The organism is Listeria monocytogenes ATCC 19117 (genome assembly GCF_000307025.1).
GTDB lineage: Bacteria > Bacillota > Bacilli > Lactobacillales > Listeriaceae > Listeria > Listeria monocytogenes_B.
Genome location: NC_018584.1, coordinates 212,649 through 229,947 on the forward strand (window position 1 = coordinate 212,649; position 17,299 = coordinate 229,947).

Genomic DNA, 17,299 nt, shown 5'->3' on the forward strand with positions numbered 1-17,299 from the left:
TTTTTTCTTAAATTAGCTAATTAAGAAGATAACCAACTGCTAATCCAATTTTTAACGGAATAAATTAGTGAAAATGAAGGCCAGATTTTCCTTGTTCTAAAAAGGTTGTATTAGCGTATCACGAGGAGGGAGTATAAGTGGGATTAAATAGATTTATGCGTGCGATGATGGTAGTTTTCATTACCGCCAACTGCATTACGATTAACCCCGACATAATATTTGCAGCGACAGATAGCGAAGATTCCAGTCTGAACACAGATGAATGGGAAGAAGAAAAAACAGAAGAGCAGCCAAGCGAGGTAAATACGGGACCAAGATACGAAACTGCACGTGAAGTAAGTTCACGTGATATTGAGGAACTAGAAAAATCGAATAAAGTGAAAAATACGAACAAAGCAGACCTAATAGCAATGTTGAAAGCAAAAGCAGAAAAAGGTCCAAATATTAATAATAACAACAGTGAACAAAGCGAGAATGTGGCTATAAATGAAGAAGCTTCAGGATCCGACCGACCAGCTATACAAGTGGAGCGTCGTCATCCAGGGTTGCCATCGGATAGCGCCGCGGAAATTAAAAAAAGAAGGAAAGCTATAGCATCATCGGATAGTGAGCTTGAAAGCCTTACTTATCCGGATAAACCAACAAAAGCAACTAAGAAAAAAGTGGCGAAAGCGTCAGTTACGGATACTTCTGAAAGTGACTTAGATTCTAGCATGCAGTCAGCGGATGAGTCTACACCACAACCTTTAAAAGCAAATCAACAACCATTTTTCCCTAAAGTATTTAAAAAAATAAAAGATGCGGGTAAATGGGTACGTGATAAAATCGACGAAAATCCCGAAGTGAAGAAAGCAATTGTTGATAAAAGTGCAGGGTTAATTGACCAATTATTAACTAAGAAGAAAAATGAAGAGGTAAATGCTTCGGACTTTCCACCACCACCTACGGATGAAGAGTTAAGACTTGCTTTGCCAGAGACACCGATGCTTCTTGGTTTTAATGCTCCTGCTACATCGGAACCGAGCTCATTCGAATTTCCACCACCACCTACGGATGAAGAGTTAAGACTTGCTTTGCCAGAGACGCCAATGCTTCTTGGTTTTAATGCTCCTGCTACATCGGAACCGAGCTCATTCGAATTTCCACCGCCTCCAACAGAAGATGAACTAGAAATTATGCGGGAAACAGCACCTTCGCTAGATTCTAGTTTTACAAGCGGGGATTTAGCTAGTTTGAGAAGTGCTATTAATCGCCATAGCCAAAATTTCTCTGATTTTCCACCAATGCCAACAGAAGAAGAGTTGAACGGGAGAGGTGGTATACCAACATCTGAAGAATTTAGTTCGCTGAATAGTGGCGATTTTACAGATGACGAAAACAGCGAGACAACAGAAGAAGAAATTGATCGCCTAGCTGATTTAAGAGATAGAGGAACAGGAAAACACTCAAGAAATGCGGGTTTTTTACCATTAAATCCGTTTACTAGCAGTCCGGTTCCTTCGTTAACTCCAAAGGTACCGAAAATAAGCGCGCCGGCTCTGATAACTGACATAACTAAAAAAGCACCATTTAAAAATCCGCCACAGCCATTAAATGTGTTTAACAAAAAAACTACAACGAAAACAGCGCCAAAAAAAATAACCCCTGTGAATACCGCGCCAAAGCTAGCAGCACTTCCTATCACGAAAGCGCAAGAAACTGAGCTTGGGGAAAATAAAGCACCATTTATAGAAAAACAAGCAGAGACAAACAATCGGCCAATTGATATGCCGAGCCTACCAGTAATCCAAAAAGAAGTTACAGAAAGAAATAAAGAGGAAATGAAACCGCAAACCGAGGAAAAAGTGGTAGGAGAAAGCGAACCAGCTAATAATGTGAACGGAAAAAAACGTTCTGCTGGCATTGAAGAAGGAAAATTAATTGCTAAAAGTGCAGAAGACGAAAAAGCAAAAGAAGAACCAGTGAACCATACGACGTTAATTCTTGCCATGTTAGCTATTGGCGTGTTCTCTTTAGGAGCGGTTATCAAAATCATTCAATTAAGAAAAAATAGTTGAAGACGCAGAATGAAAGAAAAAGTGAGGTGAGTGATGTGAAGTTCAAAAAAGTGGTTCTAGGTATGTGCTTGACCGCAAGTGTTCTAGTCTTTCCTGTAACGATAAAAGCAAGTGCCTGTTGTGATGAATATCTAAAGCCCCCCGCAGCTCCGCATGATATTGACAGCAAATTACCGCATAAACTTAGTTGGTCCGCGGATAATCCGACAAATACTGACGTAAATACGCACTATTGGCTTTTTAAACAAGCGGAAAAAATACTAGCTAAAGATGTAGATCATATGCGAGCTAATTTAATGAATGAACTTAAAAATTTCGACAAACAAATTGCTCAAGGAATATATGACGCGGATCATAAAAATCCATATTATGATACTAGTACGTTTTTATCTCATTTTTATAATCCTGATAAAGATAATACTTATTTGCCAGGTTTTGCTAATGCGAAAATAACAGGAGCCAAGTATTTTAATCAATCGGTGGCTGATTACCGAGAAGGGAAATTTGACACAGCATTTTATAAATTGGGCCTAGCAATCCATTATTATACGGATATTAGTCAACCTATGCACGCCAATAATTTTACCGCAATATCCTATCCACCAGGCTACCACTGTGCATATGAAAATTACGTAGATACCATTAAACACAATTATCAAGCAACAGAAGACATGGTAGTGAAAAGATTTTGCTCAAATGACGTGAAAGAATGGCTCTATGAAAATGCGAAAAGGGCGAAAGCGGACTATCCGAAAATAGTCAATGCGAAAACTAAAAAATCATACTTAGTAGGAAATTCCGAATGGAAAAAGGATACAGTGGAACCTACTGGAGCTAGACTAAGAGATTCACAGCAAACTTTGGCAGGCTTTTTAGAATTTTGGTCTAAAAAAACAAATGAATAACAATATTTAGGAATATATTCTTATCCACTCGTTAGCGGGTGGATATATTTTATGGGGAGGAAGTAAGCCGAATGTATATAAAAGGGGGGTTAATCTTTTTCTTTGTAATGTTTGTAATCGCGTTATGTTCCGTATTAATATTGCTGATAATAAAAATGAGCGTATGGAAAGAGGAACCATTTAATTTAAGTGATGCAAAGGAGATTGAGTGTCTTGGAAGTTGCAAAATAAAAAATACTAATCAAAAAATCCATTTCTTCTCCATAAAAAAGAATTTGTTTGAGGAAGAGGGCAATATGGCTGGAATTTTGAATGAACACGAGCGAAAAGGAGCTGATAAGTCCATTTTCATTGTAATTTTAGATGATGAAAAAGGGATTGCAAACGAAGAGTAAAGTTATGATTAGTTGTGACTTTTTCGTGTCAATCAAAAAAGTGTTGTGAGCAAATGTTCACAAAATATCTATTGTAATAGTGCAGTTTGTTAGGTACCCTTGAATAGAAAAAACAATGTAGGAGGAACATCTATGAAAATGCTTAAAAAGGGTACAACGGTTTTATTTGTAATGATTATGGCGGTTATGTTAGTCGCGTGTGGGGATAAAGAAGAAACGAAAACTTACTCACTTTCCCAAAATGGTGTTGATTCTAAATTAACATACACATATAAGGGAGACAAAGTTACTAAACAAACAGCTGAGAACACAATGTCATATGCTTCGCTAGGTGTTGCTTCAAAAGAAGACGCTGAAAAAATGCTTAAAGCAACAAGCGATAAATTCCAAGGTATTGATGGTTTAAAAGAAAAGATTGAATATAAAGATGATAAAGCTATTGAAACACTAGAAGTAGATTACACTAAAATCTCTTCGGAAGATATGAACAAAATCCCTGGTATGTCTTCAAACGGTGATACTTCTAAAGGGATTAGCATGGAGGAATCTGCAAAAATGCTAGAATCCCAAGGCTATAAAGAAGTTTCAAAATAAATTTGCAATAAAAAAAGAAGTATCCGATTCATTTGGATACTTCTTGTTTTATTCAATAATCTTGCGCTTCGATGACAACAGCTGTACCAGATGCAGTGACCATAAGCATTCCGTTATCAGCTCCAAGCACTTCATAATCAATGTCAACACCGATAACGGCATTTGCGCCAATATCTTTCGCACGTTGTTCCATTTCGCGAATTGCTTCCTCGCGAGCATTAATAAGTTCATCTTCATAGCCTTGCGAACGGCCCCCGAAGAAATTTCGAAGTCCAGCTCCAATATCTTTCATGAAGTTAACGCCGGTGATGACTTCGCCGAAAACGATTTTTTTATATTCGATAATTTGTTTACCTTCAATATTTGGTGAGGTTGTTACAATCATGAGTTATCCCTCCAGTTTTTCTTTTATCATACCTCTTACTACTTTTTCTAGTCAAAGGATATCCGGTTATTTCGTACGATTTCTCGCTTTTTCTATATAAGAAATAGCATCCGGAACTTTACACGCTGTATTTCCAAGGTTTACATGAACTTTCCCGACTGATTTCGCAGCTTCCATTGCTTTTTCGTGCAAATCGTCTTTGTAAATTCCACAAGTGATAATAAAACCGTTCATTGAATAGCGGGTTCTATTGGTTTCTGTTTGCAGCGTTTCTTTCGCGCGTTGAAGTAATGCCTCTGCTTCAGGCAAATTGTTAATATGTTCGCTATAAATCTGCCAGCCCATGGATTTAGTTAAATCATAATCACTTTCAATCCACGTTTTGGCGAAAAGGAGTGCATCATCACGTTTGCTTACAATCGATGCTAGTCCAAAAGTTAGTTGTGACCATGTTTCGCGAAAAATGATATTCCATTTTTCGATTTGTTCCGTGGTTATTTTGTCGGGATTAATCGCTAGCAAACCGAGATAAATCAAGTCACTATTATTTGATTCAATCAGCTCTACGGCGAGTTCGTGATTTTTTGTCAGTTTTTCTCGGCGAATAATTTTCTTTAAATCACCAATTTTTAGTCCGTAAAGATCTAATGAATCCGGACAGCCGTGATTACGAAAAATTTTAATCGTATTGGGGTTTTCTAAGGCTTGTAGCTCGGTATTAAGTTGGTCAAAAGTAATCGTACGCGTCACTCCTCTCGAATAAATTAAGTATAACAAAAAAAGCATGCGAAGGCGCATGCTTTTAGGATTTGAGAATATTAGTCGATTTGTTTCATTGCGTCGTCTAGAACTTTTTTAAGTGTATCTGCAGAGTTTTTCATTTGTTCTTTTTCTTTGTCGTTTAAATTCATTTCAACAATATGGCGAACGCCTTGACGGTTAACGACTGCGGGAGCGCCGATATAAATGTCGTTCATACCATAATGACCATCTAGATAAACAGAAAGTGGTAAGATCGCATTTTCGTTATTTAGAATTGCCTTTGTAATACGAGCTAGAGCTGCAGCAACACCGTAGAATGTAGCGCCTTTTTTATTAATAATTTCATAAGCTGCATCACGAACACTTACGAAAATAGTATCCATTGCACCTTGTTCATCTTCGCTAATCCATTCAGTGATTGGAAGACCGCCGACAGTTGTGTGGCTCCATGCTGGGAATTCTGTATCGCCGTGTTCGCCAAGGATGTAACCATGGACGTTACGAGCATCTACTTTTAGATAGTCGGCAATTGACATACGGAAACGTGCTGTATCAAGGCTTGTTCCAGAACCGATAACACGTTCTTTTGGAAGACCTGAGAATTTCCATGTAGCGTAAGTTAAGATATCTACTGGGTTAGAAGCGATTAAGAAGATACCGTCAAATCCGCTAGCCATTACTTCATCCACGATGCCTTTCATGATTTTAATATTACGATTTACTAAATCTAAACGAGTTTCACCAGGTTTTTGTGCAGTCCCGGCAGTTACAACAACTAAGTCCGCATCGTGGCAGTCGCTATAATTTGCTGAGTAGATTTTCTTAGGTGTAGAAAATGGAACGGCATGACTTAAATCCATTGCATCCCCAATAGTTCTGTCTTTATCTATGTCAATGATACCAAATTCTTGTCCAATGCTTAAGTTTACACAAGCAAATGCGTAACTAGAACCAACTGCTCCGTCGCCAACTAAAATAATTTTTTGATGATCTTTCATTTCGAATTCCTCCTATAAAAAATCTATTTACTAGTACAGTATAACATGAATTTTTCATTTGTGAAGCGTTGAACGTCCTGAATTTAAAAAAGTTGTTATAATAAATTTGTGAAAACGCTATAGTACAGTTTGGAAGCGTCCACATTAGCGAATAGCCGCTATTTTCTGTTTACCTTTTATTGAGAATTATAAACCTTACAAATCAAAATTAGGCTATTTCTTTGTTTTGCTATTTTTCTAAAGGGTAGATATAATGTAGATGTACCAAAATTGAATGAGTGGAGTGATTTTTTATGGCAACAACATTAGAGGTCCAGAAAAGAGAAACAACGCAACATTCAGAAGTAACGAGATTGCGTAGTGAAGGAAAAGTACCTGGAATTATTTATGGCTACAAATCGGAAAATGTTCCAGTTTCCGTTGATTCTTTGGAATTAATCAAAGCAGTTCGTGACAATGGTCGTAACGCCGTATTTTCAGTTACTGTGGACGGCAAGAAATTAAACGTTTTATTACATGAATATCAAGTAGATCCGTTAAAAGACGTATTAGTACACGTTGATTTACTAGCGGTTGATATGAATGAAGAAGTTGAGACAGATGTTCGTGTGGTATTAGTTGGGGATGCACCGGGAGTTAAAGCTGGCGGCGTACTACAACAAATTATCCATGATGTAAAAGTTTCAGCAACACCAGAAAAATTACCAGAAACAATTGAATTAGACATTTCTTCATTAGAAATCGGTGATGTTTTAACAACGAACGACCTTCCGGAAAACAAAGACTATGTCGTGCAAGCGGAGGAAGAAGAAACAGTAGTAACTGTATCTGCTCCACGTGCGGAAGAAGAACCAACGACTACGGAAGCACCTGAACCAGAAGCTGTACATGGTAAAGATGAAGAACCTGTTGAATAATTTTGAATAAATAAGGATGGAAGATTCGCATTTGTTTGCGATATCTTCCATTTTTTTTGTTATAATGGTTTCGAGAAGGAGGCGTTTATATGCTTGATAAGTCAGTACCGCACATTTCTGCTATTATGGTCAATCACGATGCTACAAATTATCCGGAGTTTCATTTACCTGAGGGATATTCTTTTTGCTTTTATAAAGATGGTTTGGAAGAAGACTGGTGTAGATTGCAATTAGAAACGGGTCAAGTGCTTTCAATGGACAGTATTCGCGCTCGTTTTGAAACGGAATTCGGAAATGAAAAAGAAAAATTAGCCAAGCGTTGCGTCTTTGTAGAGGCGCCAAATGGTGAAATTATTGGAACGGCTATGCTTTGGGATGGAAATACATTCGGCGAGATGGCGAGTCGGATTCACTGGGTTGCAGTGCTTGATTCGCACGGTGGAAAAGGTATCGCGAAAGCCTTGTTATCCAAAATTCTCGGCTTGAATAAAAGTAGTTTTGTCTATTTAACTACGCAAACCGGAAGTTATCAAGCTATCTATTTATATCAGAAATTCGGTTTTGAAAAATACGTCGGAAAAACGCCGGAAAATTGGAAAACAGTCAATTTTCAAGAGGAAAAGGAAGCGGCCTGGCAAATTATCGAAAATAAAATTGCCGAACACCAAGCCTAGTTGGAAAACTTTCAACCAAGTGAAATCCATGTTATAATCAAAAAAACATCGAAACAAAAACCAGTTCATTCGTGAAGTGGTTTCGTTCATGTAAGGAGAAGCTTTTATGAAACTAATCGCAGGACTCGGAAACCCGGGCAAAAAATACGAACGTACCCGGCATAATGTCGGTTTTATGGTAGTTGACGAACTAAGTTTTCGTCATCAAACCCCTTGGAAGAAATCAAAATTTAATGGTATGACTAGCGAGATTATCGTCGGCGGTGAAAAAATGATTTTAGTGAAACCACTCACTTTTATGAACGCTTCAGGTGAATGCATTCGTCCGCTAATGGATTACTACAACATACCAATTGAAGATGTCGTGATTGTGTATGATGATCTCGATTTACCAGTTGGGAAGATTAGATTACGCCAAAAAGGTAGTGCTGGCGGACATAATGGAATGAAATCAATTATTCAACACGTTAAAACACAAGAGTTTAATCGCATTCGTGTTGGCGTTAGTCGTCCTTTAAAAGGAGAAGTTATTCATTATGTCTTGGGAGATTTTCCTAAAGCAGAACAACCTGATATTATCGCAGCGATTCAAAAAAGCGCTGACGCCATCGAAGACTTTGCACAGACACCATTTATAGAAGTTATGAACAAATACAATCAAAAATAGACGATGACGAGGCGTGGCAATCTTTTGCCACGTATTTCGGTCTTTCTTCGGACGCGTGATTTACTCTTGCGTTGCATAGAATGAATTTTCTGACAAAAAGGAGCTGTTTTCCCTTGAAAGGATTACAACAATTAATATATGAACAAAAAGATATTCGAGCGGTCTTAAATGCGCTGGATGAAAAAGAAAAAGCACAACTTGTCACAGGGCTCACAGGTTCTTCACGTGCGTTATTTGCAAGCGTGGTAGAAGGTGCGTCAAAGCGTCCGGTTGTATTTGTTACGCACAATTTATACCATGCGCAAAAATTATATGATGATTTACTTTCTTTAATGGATGTCGATCGACTATTTTTATATCCAGCAGATGAACTGATTTCTTCTGAGTTGAGTATCTCTAGCCCGGAACTTCGCGGTCAACGCGTGGAAGCGCTCGACTTCTTACTATCCGGAAAACCGGGGATAGTCATTGTGCCAGTTGCTGGTCTCAGAAAAATGCTTCCACCAGTATCGCTTTGGAAACATTTCAACATATCCATTGTAGAGGGCGAAGAAATTGATCCAGATGTACTACGCCAAAAACTAGTGACAATGGGCTACACAATGAGCGGAATGGTAAATACGCCGGGAGAATTCAGTGTTCGCGGCGGGATTATTGATATTTATCCAATTACAGAAGAATTTCCAATTAGAATAGAACTTTTTGACACCGAAGTAGATTCTCTTCGTTTCTTTGATGTGGAAACGCAGCGCTCGACAACCCGCGTGGAAGAATTCCGCCTACTGCCTGCAACTGAAATCATTTTAGATCAAAGCTATTATCCGGATATCGTCAAACGCTTAGAAAAGAAAATGACACATACTTTAAATGAATTGAAAGAAAACGAGGATAAACAAGCGCTCGTTGAAAATTTAGAAGAAGATCTGGAAATGCTTCGTTCTGGCGTGAAACCAGACATGTTCTTTAAATATATCGGTCTGGCTTATCCTGACCCAGCCTCGCTTTTTGATTATTTTCCAAAAAACACGGCAATTTTGCTTGATGAATTTGGGCGGATTTTAGAAACGGAAGAAAGCTTGGAGCGGGAAGAAGCGGAGTGGCAAACAGAAACATTAAGTCGAATGGAAACGGTTCGCGACGTGCAAGTAAGTCATTCTTTCAAAAAGCTATTAGAAGCAAATCACTCGCCGAAAATATACTTATCCCTTTTCCAAAAACAAATGGCGAGCATGCGCGTCTCGAAAACAACTAACATCGTCTATAAACAAATGCAGCAATTTCATGGCCAAATGAATGTGTTGAAAACCGAGCTAGAAAGTTGGCATAAGAATAATTATGCCGTTGTTATTTTAGCCCCAAACCTTGAGCGCGCCGAAAAAATGCAACAAACTTTAACTGACTACGATATGGAAAGTACGATTTTGAAAAAAGAATCGGATGTGCCGAAATATGGAATGGTTCAGTTTGTCATCGGAACGTTCCAGAATGGTTTTGAACTTCCATTAGCTAAAGTAGCGATTATAAGTGAAACCGAACTGTTCAATAAAAAAATCAAAAAAGTGAAGAAGCGCCAAAAGCTCTCGAATGCAGAACGAATCCAAAGTTACTCTGAATTAAAAGTAGGTGACTACGTGGTTCATGTGAACCATGGTATCGCTCGTTATGTTGGCATGGAAACGCTAGATATCAACGGTGTGCATAAAGATTACTTGCTACTTGTTTACCAAGGAGAGGATAAACTATTTATCCCCGTCGATCAACTTGATTTAGTTCAAAAATATGTTGGTGCAGAAGGTAAATCACCAAGATTAAACAAACTTGGTGGCGCTGAATGGAAGCGAGTGAAGAAGAAAGTACAAGCTTCCGTCCAAGATATCGCAGACGATTTAATCAAACTATATGCCGAACGTGAAGCTGAAAAAGGCTATGCGTTTAGTGCGGATGATGAAATGCAGCGCGAATTTGAAGAGGCTTTCCCGTATCAAGAAACCGAAGACCAACTGCGCTCGATTTCAGAAATCAAAAAAGATATGGAACGACCGCGCCCGATGGACCGTCTGTTGGTTGGAGATGTTGGTTACGGAAAGACCGAAGTGGCCTTACGAGCTGCTTTCAAAGCAATTATGGATGGCAAGCAAGTCGCCTTCTTAGTTCCGACCACCATTTTAGCGCAACAACATTTTGAAACAATGAAAGAACGGTTCCAAGGTTTCCCAATAGAAATCGGACTTTTAAGCCGTTTCCGAACAAAGAAACAACAAACAGAAACATTAAAGGGTATGAAAAACGGCACAGTCGACGTTGTTGTTGGTACCCATCGTTTATTATCAAAAGATGTGGAGTATCAAGATTTAGGCTTATTAATTGTCGATGAAGAACAACGATTCGGCGTAACTCATAAAGAAAAAATCAAACAAATGCGTTCCAAAATAGACGTACTAACACTTACTGCAACACCAATTCCAAGAACTTTACACATGTCCATGCTCGGCGTTCGTGACCTCTCTGTTATCGAAACTCCGCCAGCGAACCGTTTTCCAGTGCAAACATATGTGGCGGAGCAGAATAACGTTTTAGTTCGAGAAGCAATTGAACGTGAACTAGCGCGCGACGGACAAGTTTATTATCTATATAATCGAGTGGAATCCATTACGCAAAAAGCAGATGAAATTTCTGCGATGGTTCCTGATGCTAGGGTTGCCACTGCGCACGGACAGATGGGTGAATCGGAATTAGAGTCTGTTATTTTAAGTTTCCTTGAAGGGGAATTCGATGTACTTGTAACGACGACCATCATTGAAACCGGCGTAGACATTCCAAACGTTAATACACTCTTTGTTCAAGATGCTGATCGGATGGGTCTTTCACAACTTTATCAGTTGCGCGGACGAGTAGGGCGTTGGAACAGAATCGCCTACGCTTACTTCATGTATCAAAAAGATAAAATATTGCGTGAGGAAGCGGAGAAACGCTTATCGGCTATTAAAGAATTCACTGAATTAGGTTCAGGTTTCAAAATAGCGATGCGTGACTTATCTATTCGTGGTGCCGGTAATATCCTCGGAGCGCAACAACATGGCTTTATCGATTCAGTCGGGTTTGATCTCTACTCGCAAATGCTTAAGGAAGCAATTGAGGCGAAAAAGCCAAAAGAAGAACAAAAACAAATTGTCCCTGTTGAAATTGATATCCAAGCAGACGCCTATATTCCGGAATATTACATTACAGACGGCCGCCAGAAAATCGAGATGTACAAACGCTTCCGCAATATTGAAACGTTAAGCGAACTCGAAGATTTACAAAGCGATATGATTGACCGTTTTGGTGAATATCCAGAAGAAGTAGAATATCTATTCACAATGACAGAACTCAAAGTCCATGCACTCGAAGTTGGCATTGAGTCCGTCAAACAAGAACAAAATAAAATTACCATGCTATTTTCAGAAAGCGGAACAGCAGGCATTCGCGGAGATATCGTCATGCAAATCATTGGCGAATTTGGCCGAATGGTCGGTGTGGGTATGGAAGGTACACAACTAAAAATCACGATAAACGTCCAAAATAAACCTTTAAAAGAATGGTTATACCAAGTCAAAAGTTTGGCTGAAAAACTTCGCGGAGCCATGAAAGAAAGAGCATCTGCAGAAAATTGATAAGTTATTAAGAAGGAAGGAGGTGGCGGAGTGCCAGAACGTTCCATGAAGCGACTAATGAAAGGAGCGGCTTGGCTAACCGCGGCCTCTCTTATTTCTAAAATACTTAGCGCAGTTTACCGAGTACCCTTTCAAAATATGGTGGGGGATGTAGGGTTTTATATTTTCCAACAAGTATATCCGATATACGGAATTGCAATGACCCTCGCACTCGGTGGATTCCCAGTTGTTATTTCTAAAATGTTAGCGGAGGCAGAAGGAGATGTAAGACGACAACAAATAATTATGCGCGCAGTCTCACGGATGCTCCGAATTGTAAGTATTGTGATTTTCGCCTTTTTATTCCTATTTGCCAACCCGATTGCTATCATGATGGGAGACCCGGCATTATCTGAATTAATTCGGGTCATCAGTTTCGTGTTTTTACTTATGCCACAGCTTGCGTTTATGCGTGGCTTTTTCCAAGGAGAAGGTGACATGATTCCGACCGCAATCTCGCAAACAGTGGAGCAAATTATTCGAGTAGCTATTATTTTGATAGGTGCCGGCCTTGCACTTCATTTTAATTTTGATTTATATGATGCAGGTTCAATGGCGATGAGTGGTGCCTTTTTCGGTGGGGTTTCCGGGATTTTCATTTTGCGTCATTTTTATAATAAAAAGGTAAGGCTCGGGGAAGGGATTCAACCAGCAGTATTTACAAATAAAGAAGAAAAAGTAGGTATTGGCCGCACGTTCTTGCGACAAAGTATTGCAATTTGTGTAGTTAGCTCCATGCTGATTTTATTCCAATTAGTTGATTCTTTCCAAGTATATCGTTTAATGAGTGACTCAGGGATTCCGGATTTCATCGCTAAGTCGCTAAAAGGGGTATACGACCGCGGACAGCCAATCTTGCAATTAGGTTTAGTCATCTCAACTGGACTTGCGCTCGCGCTTGTCCCAATGATTACTGCCGCAAGAGTTCAAGATCAACAAAAAGAACTAAAACGCTCCGTCTTATTAGCGATTAAGATTACATTAATTTTGGCAGGTGCAGAAACAATTGGACTCATAGTTATTATGCGTCCGTTAAACCAAATGCTTTTCCAAACGCCAGACGGTACATTCGTTTTACAATTATTTATGCCAGCTGTTTTCCTAAGCTCACTAATCATCATGTTAAGCAGTATTTTACAAGGTTTCGGGAAAATTACTGTACCTGCAGTTGGCGTTGGAATTGGACTTATTGTAAAATGGGTAACAGGAGGCATTCTTATTCCGAGACTGGCAACAGTTGGTGCATCCGTTTCAACATGTGTTGGCTTACTTGTGATTCTACTCATTTGTTACGTATCACTAAAACAAACAATCCGCGTGCCTTTCGTTGAAAAAACAATGTTGTTCCGGCTAATTGCCGCTTTAGCGTTAATGGCTGTATTCCCGTGCCTATTTGAATGGTTAGCTCCACTCAATACAAGACTCGGTAGTGCGTTCCAAGCAATTGTTAGTGCGTTAGTTGGCGGCGGGATTTTCCTTGTTTTTTCACTAAGATATAAATTACTCGGTCCAAAAGATTTTGTTTTCCTTCCGTTTGGCTCCAAATTACTAGCGCTTAGTAAGCTGGTTGCACGGAAATAATTAATATAAAGTAGGTGAATAAAATGGCTACAACCATGCGATTAGATAAATATTTAAAAGTATCTCGACTAATTAAAAGACGTACAGTAGCAAAAGAAGTCGCAGAAAAAGGTCGCATTGCGGTAAATGGAGTGACGGCGAAACCAGGAACCAATGTAAAATCTGGAGATGAACTAGTTATTCGCTTTGGTCCTAAAATCGTTACAGCAAAAATCGAACGCCTAGAAGAAAATGCGAAAAAAGAACAAGCAACTGAAATGTATACGATTATTAAAGAAGAGCGCACAGACGAAAGTAGATAAAGAAAAATCGTTTGAAATGGCACTATTTAGCCGATTTCAAACGATTTTTTATTGGTCATAAAAATCGGTAAACAATTTTTTGTCAAAAAGTCAAGAAAAATATCATAAAATTAGCGGATTCCAATAGACAAATGCCGGATTTATTGATATCATTTTAAGCAAGAAACGTTTTTTTCTCTACCGAAAATCATAGACAATTAGCAAATAAGAACATGGGAGGGACGATGTATGAAAAAAGCCAAATCAAAAGTGGCGAGAATAGAAAATCGCTACATAAAAGATACTGCAACAATGAAAAAAACTCGTAGTCGTCGCCGCATTGCCCTGTTCCGTAGACTTGCTTTTATGGCTATTATCTTTGCTGTGGTGGGTGGGTTATTAACCATCACATACACTAAACAAGTGTTGACACTCAAAGAGAAAAAAGAAAAGCAAGTGCAAGTGGATAAGAAAATGGTTGCAATGAAGGACGAACAAGACTCGCTAAATGAGCAAATCAAGAAACTTCACAATGATGATTACATAGCTAAATTAGCAAGAAGTGAATATTACTTGTCCAAAGACGGAGAAATTATTTTTAATATTCCTGAAGAGAATTCGAAACAAAAAGAGTAAGTCAGAGCCGAGCCGTCATTCTCCATGGTAAATCAAAGGGAAAATATAGTTGAGTATTTTTGGGGTTTGTAAGTTTGACTGTTTGACACTCTTTTTATTATAGCTATAATTAAGCAATAGAGTGATATTTTAAGGAGGACGCATTTTTTTATGTCGATCGAAGTAGGCAACAAGTTACAAGGGAAAGTTACTGGGATTACTAATTTTGGAGCATTTGTGGAGCTGGAAGGTGGCAAAACAGGTTTAGTCCATATTAGTGAGGTAGCAGATAACTATGTTAAAGACATTAATGACATCTTAACTGTAGGGGATGAAGTTACTGTTAAAGTAATGAATATTGGTGATGATGGTAAGATTGGTCTGTCCATTCGTAAAGCAGTAGATCGTCCGGACCGCCCAGAGAAAAGTTACGATCGTAAGCCGAAATACAGCAAAAAACCTGCTGGGAACTATGTGAAACCAGCCGAGAGCTTTGAAGATATAATGTCTAAATTCTTGAAAGATAGTGATGAAAGACTCACTACTATCAAACGCCAAACAGAATCTAAACGTGGCGGCCGAGGAGCAAAACGCGGCTAATACGCTAAAATTAATTGTAAAGTAGATGCACCGTATTGGATCATTAATACGGTGCACTTTTTAATAAAAAATGTGAGAGCCGAATTTCGAAGGAAGGTTTTCTTGAATGGATGACACCGATAAACGAGTACATAAGTATATCGAGAAACATGATTTAATCCGATCCGATGATAAATTGCTTGTGGCAGTTTCTGGCGGTCCGGATTCTTTGGCGTTACTGCATTTTTTATGGAATTCAAATTTAGTCCCAAAAGAAGCAATTTCCGTCGCACATATAAATCACCACTTAAGGGAAAATGCGGCGAATGAACAAAACGTCGTCGAAGCTTTTTGCGAGAGCCAGGGCATTCCTTTTTACATAGAAGAAGTAGACGTAAAAAGTCGAGCTGAGAGTTTGCAAAAAGGTATCGAGGAAACAGCGCGCATTGTCAGGTATGATTTCTTTGAGAAAGTAATGGCTGAGAAAAAGATCAACAAACTAGCGCTCGCACACCATGCAGATGACCAAATCGAGACAATCTTAATGCGACTAGTTCGCGGAAGTGCTAGTATCGGCTGGTCAGGCATCCAACCAAAACGCGAGTTAAAAGGAGGACAAGCAATCCGTCCTTTTTTACCAATTACAAAAGCAGAAATTATTGATTACGCCCAGAAACACGAATTGGCATACGAAATCGATGAATCAAATACTAGTCAAGAATACACAAGAAATCGTTACAGAGCGCAACTTTTACCGTTTTTAAAGCAAGAAAATCCAGCTGTCTATTCGCACTTCGAAAGATTTTCAGAAGAAACAAGCGAAGACTTCCAATTTTTGGAGGCACTTGCGAGTGATTTATTGAAGAAAAACCTCATCAAAAACGGCAAACGGACAACACTTTTACTTACTAACTTTAAAAATGAAGCGAATCCTTTACAACGCCGCGCAATTCATTTACTATTGAGATATCTGTACAATGAAGATGCCAGTTTTATAACGGTAAATCACATATATCAGATTATCCAAATGATTCAAAGCGACAATCCATCTAGTTCGATTGACTTACCAAATAAACTCGTTGCAAACAGAGCATACGATAAACTTCATTTTCAATTTGGAGAAAGAGAAGCTCCTTCCGAGTTTTATCATCAACTAGAACTGAATGACCGCATTGAATTAGATAATAAAGCAAGTATCCGTTTAAAGTTAAAAAGTTCCGTTGTTCAAACAAATGGGCTAAATGGAATGCTACTGGATGCTGAAGAGATAACACTTCCTTTGATTGTTCGAAACCGTGTGAACGGCGACAGGATGACGATGAAAGGGCAAGCAGGAAGTAAGAAACTTAAAGATATTTTCATCGATGCCAAAATACCAAGGCAAGAACGCGACAAACTCCCTGTGATAACAGACTATACTGGGAAAATCCTTTGGGTTCCCGGTGTGAAGAAGTCTGCATATGACCGAGAATTTAGTCGTAGCAAAAAGCAATACATTATTAGGTACACTCGAAATATAGGAGGAAACGAGAGCATGCATAATGATATTCAGAAAGTGCTGATATCGGAGGACGAATTACAAGAGAAAATTCGTGAACTAGGTCGTGAGTTAACAACAGAATATGAAGGACGAAACCCATTAGTAGTTGGGGTGTTAAAAGGAGCAACTCCTTTTATGACTGATTTACTTAAAAGAGTAGACACATACTTAGAAATGGACTTCATGGACGTATCCAGTTATGGAAATGGTACTGTATCATCGGGTGAAGTGAAAATCATTAAAGACCTTAATGCGTCAGTAGAAGGTCGCGATGTACTTGTAATTGAAGATATCATTGATAGCGGACGTACACTTAGTTATCTAGTAGACCTAATCAAATACCGTAAAGCAAAATCAGTTAAGTTGGTTACTTTACTTGATAAACCAGCTGGACGAAATGTAGAAATTGAAGCGGATTATGTAGGCTTTGTCGTACCAAATGAATTCGTCGTTGGATATGGTTTGGATTATGCAGAACGTTACCGCAATCTACCATATATTGGTATTTTAAAACCAGAAATATACAGCGAGTGAAATTAATTAACAAACAGAACAATATTTTGTTAAAATGTAATAGATAGCTTTTCAGAAAACGAAAACAAAAAATTGATGTCAAACATGCAAAATAGTGGGCAATCGAGATTCGGTATGCTATCA

Annotated in this window: 16 protein-coding genes; 13 read left to right on the forward strand and 3 right to left on the reverse strand. The window is 38.7% G+C overall.

The genetic code is table 11. The annotated features are described in order from the left end of the window. The first annotated feature begins 137 nt into the window (after window positions 1-137). From actA to LMOATCC19117_RS01090, 4 genes are all read left to right on the forward strand, one after another. Window positions 138-2,057, forward strand: a complete 1,920-nt coding sequence (gene actA / locus LMOATCC19117_RS01075; RefSeq protein ID WP_003734711.1) for an actin assembly-inducing protein ActA — start codon at window positions 138-140, stop codon at window positions 2,055-2,057. A gap of 35 nt (window positions 2,058-2,092) precedes the next feature. After that, window positions 2,093-2,962, forward strand: coding sequence for a phosphatidylcholine phospholipase C (gene plcB, locus LMOATCC19117_RS01080; protein WP_003734712.1), 870 nt, complete (start codon window positions 2,093-2,095; stop codon window positions 2,960-2,962). 71 nt (window positions 2,963-3,033) lie between these two features. Beyond that, window positions 3,034-3,357 (forward strand): DUF5502 family protein, encoded by a 324-nt coding sequence (locus LMOATCC19117_RS01085; protein WP_003734713.1) that lies wholly within the window; start codon window positions 3,034-3,036, stop codon window positions 3,355-3,357. Between the two features lie 132 nt (window positions 3,358-3,489). Then, window positions 3,490-3,951 carry a YehR family lipoprotein gene (locus LMOATCC19117_RS01090; RefSeq protein ID WP_003725734.1) on the forward strand — a complete coding sequence of 154 codons (462 nt, stop codon included), beginning with the start codon at window positions 3,490-3,492 and terminating at the stop codon, window positions 3,949-3,951. A 52-nt stretch (window positions 3,952-4,003) separates the two neighbouring features. Here LMOATCC19117_RS01090 and LMOATCC19117_RS01095 read toward each other — a convergent pair whose 3' ends face one another. The 3 genes from LMOATCC19117_RS01095 to LMOATCC19117_RS01105 form a co-directional block, all read right to left on the reverse strand. Beyond that, a complete protein-coding gene (locus LMOATCC19117_RS01095) occupies window positions 4,004-4,336 on the reverse strand; it encodes a putative heavy metal-binding protein (RefSeq protein WP_003725735.1) in 333 nt (110 codons plus the stop codon). A 66-nt stretch (window positions 4,337-4,402) separates the two neighbouring features. Next, on the reverse strand, window positions 4,403-5,122 hold the full coding sequence (locus LMOATCC19117_RS01100; RefSeq protein WP_003740377.1) for a DNA alkylation repair protein: 720 nt from the start codon (window positions 5,120-5,122) through the stop codon (window positions 4,403-4,405). A gap of 32 nt (window positions 5,123-5,154) precedes the next feature. Then, window positions 5,155-6,096 (reverse strand): L-lactate dehydrogenase, encoded by a 942-nt coding sequence (locus tag LMOATCC19117_RS01105; RefSeq protein ID WP_003722739.1) that lies wholly within the window; start codon window positions 6,094-6,096, stop codon window positions 5,155-5,157. 293 nt (window positions 6,097-6,389) lie between these two features. Between LMOATCC19117_RS01105 and LMOATCC19117_RS01110 the strand changes: the two genes are divergently transcribed. The 9 genes from LMOATCC19117_RS01110 (at window position 6,390) to LMOATCC19117_RS14625 (ending at window position 17,176) form a co-directional block, all read left to right on the forward strand. Then, on the forward strand, window positions 6,390-7,013 hold the full coding sequence (locus LMOATCC19117_RS01110) for a 50S ribosomal protein L25/general stress protein Ctc (RefSeq protein ID WP_003722740.1): 624 nt from the start codon (window positions 6,390-6,392) through the stop codon (window positions 7,011-7,013). An 89-nt stretch (window positions 7,014-7,102) separates the two neighbouring features. Next, complete coding sequence (locus LMOATCC19117_RS01115; protein ID WP_003725737.1) at window positions 7,103-7,687, forward strand: GNAT family N-acetyltransferase; 585 nt, start codon at window positions 7,103-7,105, stop codon at window positions 7,685-7,687. A gap of 106 nt (window positions 7,688-7,793) precedes the next feature. After that, complete coding sequence (gene pth, locus LMOATCC19117_RS01120) at window positions 7,794-8,354, forward strand: aminoacyl-tRNA hydrolase (protein ID WP_003725738.1); 561 nt, start codon at window positions 7,794-7,796, stop codon at window positions 8,352-8,354. Between the two features lie 113 nt (window positions 8,355-8,467). Beyond that, on the forward strand, window positions 8,468-12,007 hold the full coding sequence (gene mfd / locus LMOATCC19117_RS01125; RefSeq protein WP_003728167.1) for a transcription-repair coupling factor: 3,540 nt from the start codon (window positions 8,468-8,470) through the stop codon (window positions 12,005-12,007). Between the two features lie 30 nt (window positions 12,008-12,037). Then, window positions 12,038-13,627, forward strand: a complete 1,590-nt coding sequence (locus tag LMOATCC19117_RS01130; protein ID WP_003743489.1) for a putative polysaccharide biosynthesis protein — start codon at window positions 12,038-12,040, stop codon at window positions 13,625-13,627. A gap of 35 nt (window positions 13,628-13,662) precedes the next feature. Next, the gene (locus LMOATCC19117_RS01135; RefSeq protein WP_003740380.1) at window positions 13,663-13,929 is read left to right on the forward strand and encodes an RNA-binding S4 domain-containing protein; all 267 of its coding nucleotides are present in this window, start codon (window positions 13,663-13,665) and stop codon (window positions 13,927-13,929) included. Window positions 13,930-14,157: 228 nt separating this feature from the next. Further along, window positions 14,158-14,544, forward strand: a complete 387-nt coding sequence (locus LMOATCC19117_RS01140) for an FtsB family cell division protein (protein ID WP_003722746.1) — start codon at window positions 14,158-14,160, stop codon at window positions 14,542-14,544. Window positions 14,545-14,694: 150 nt separating this feature from the next. After that, window positions 14,695-15,123 (forward strand): S1 domain-containing RNA-binding protein, encoded by a 429-nt coding sequence (locus LMOATCC19117_RS01145; RefSeq protein ID WP_003718298.1) that lies wholly within the window; start codon window positions 14,695-14,697, stop codon window positions 15,121-15,123. Window positions 15,124-15,229: 106 nt separating this feature from the next. Beyond that, entirely contained in the window at window positions 15,230-17,176 is a 1,947-nt protein-coding gene (locus LMOATCC19117_RS14625; RefSeq protein WP_003725743.1) for a bifunctional tRNA lysidine(34) synthetase TilS/hypoxanthine phosphoribosyltransferase HprT, read from the forward strand. The last annotated feature ends 123 nt before the right edge of the window (window positions 17,177-17,299 follow it).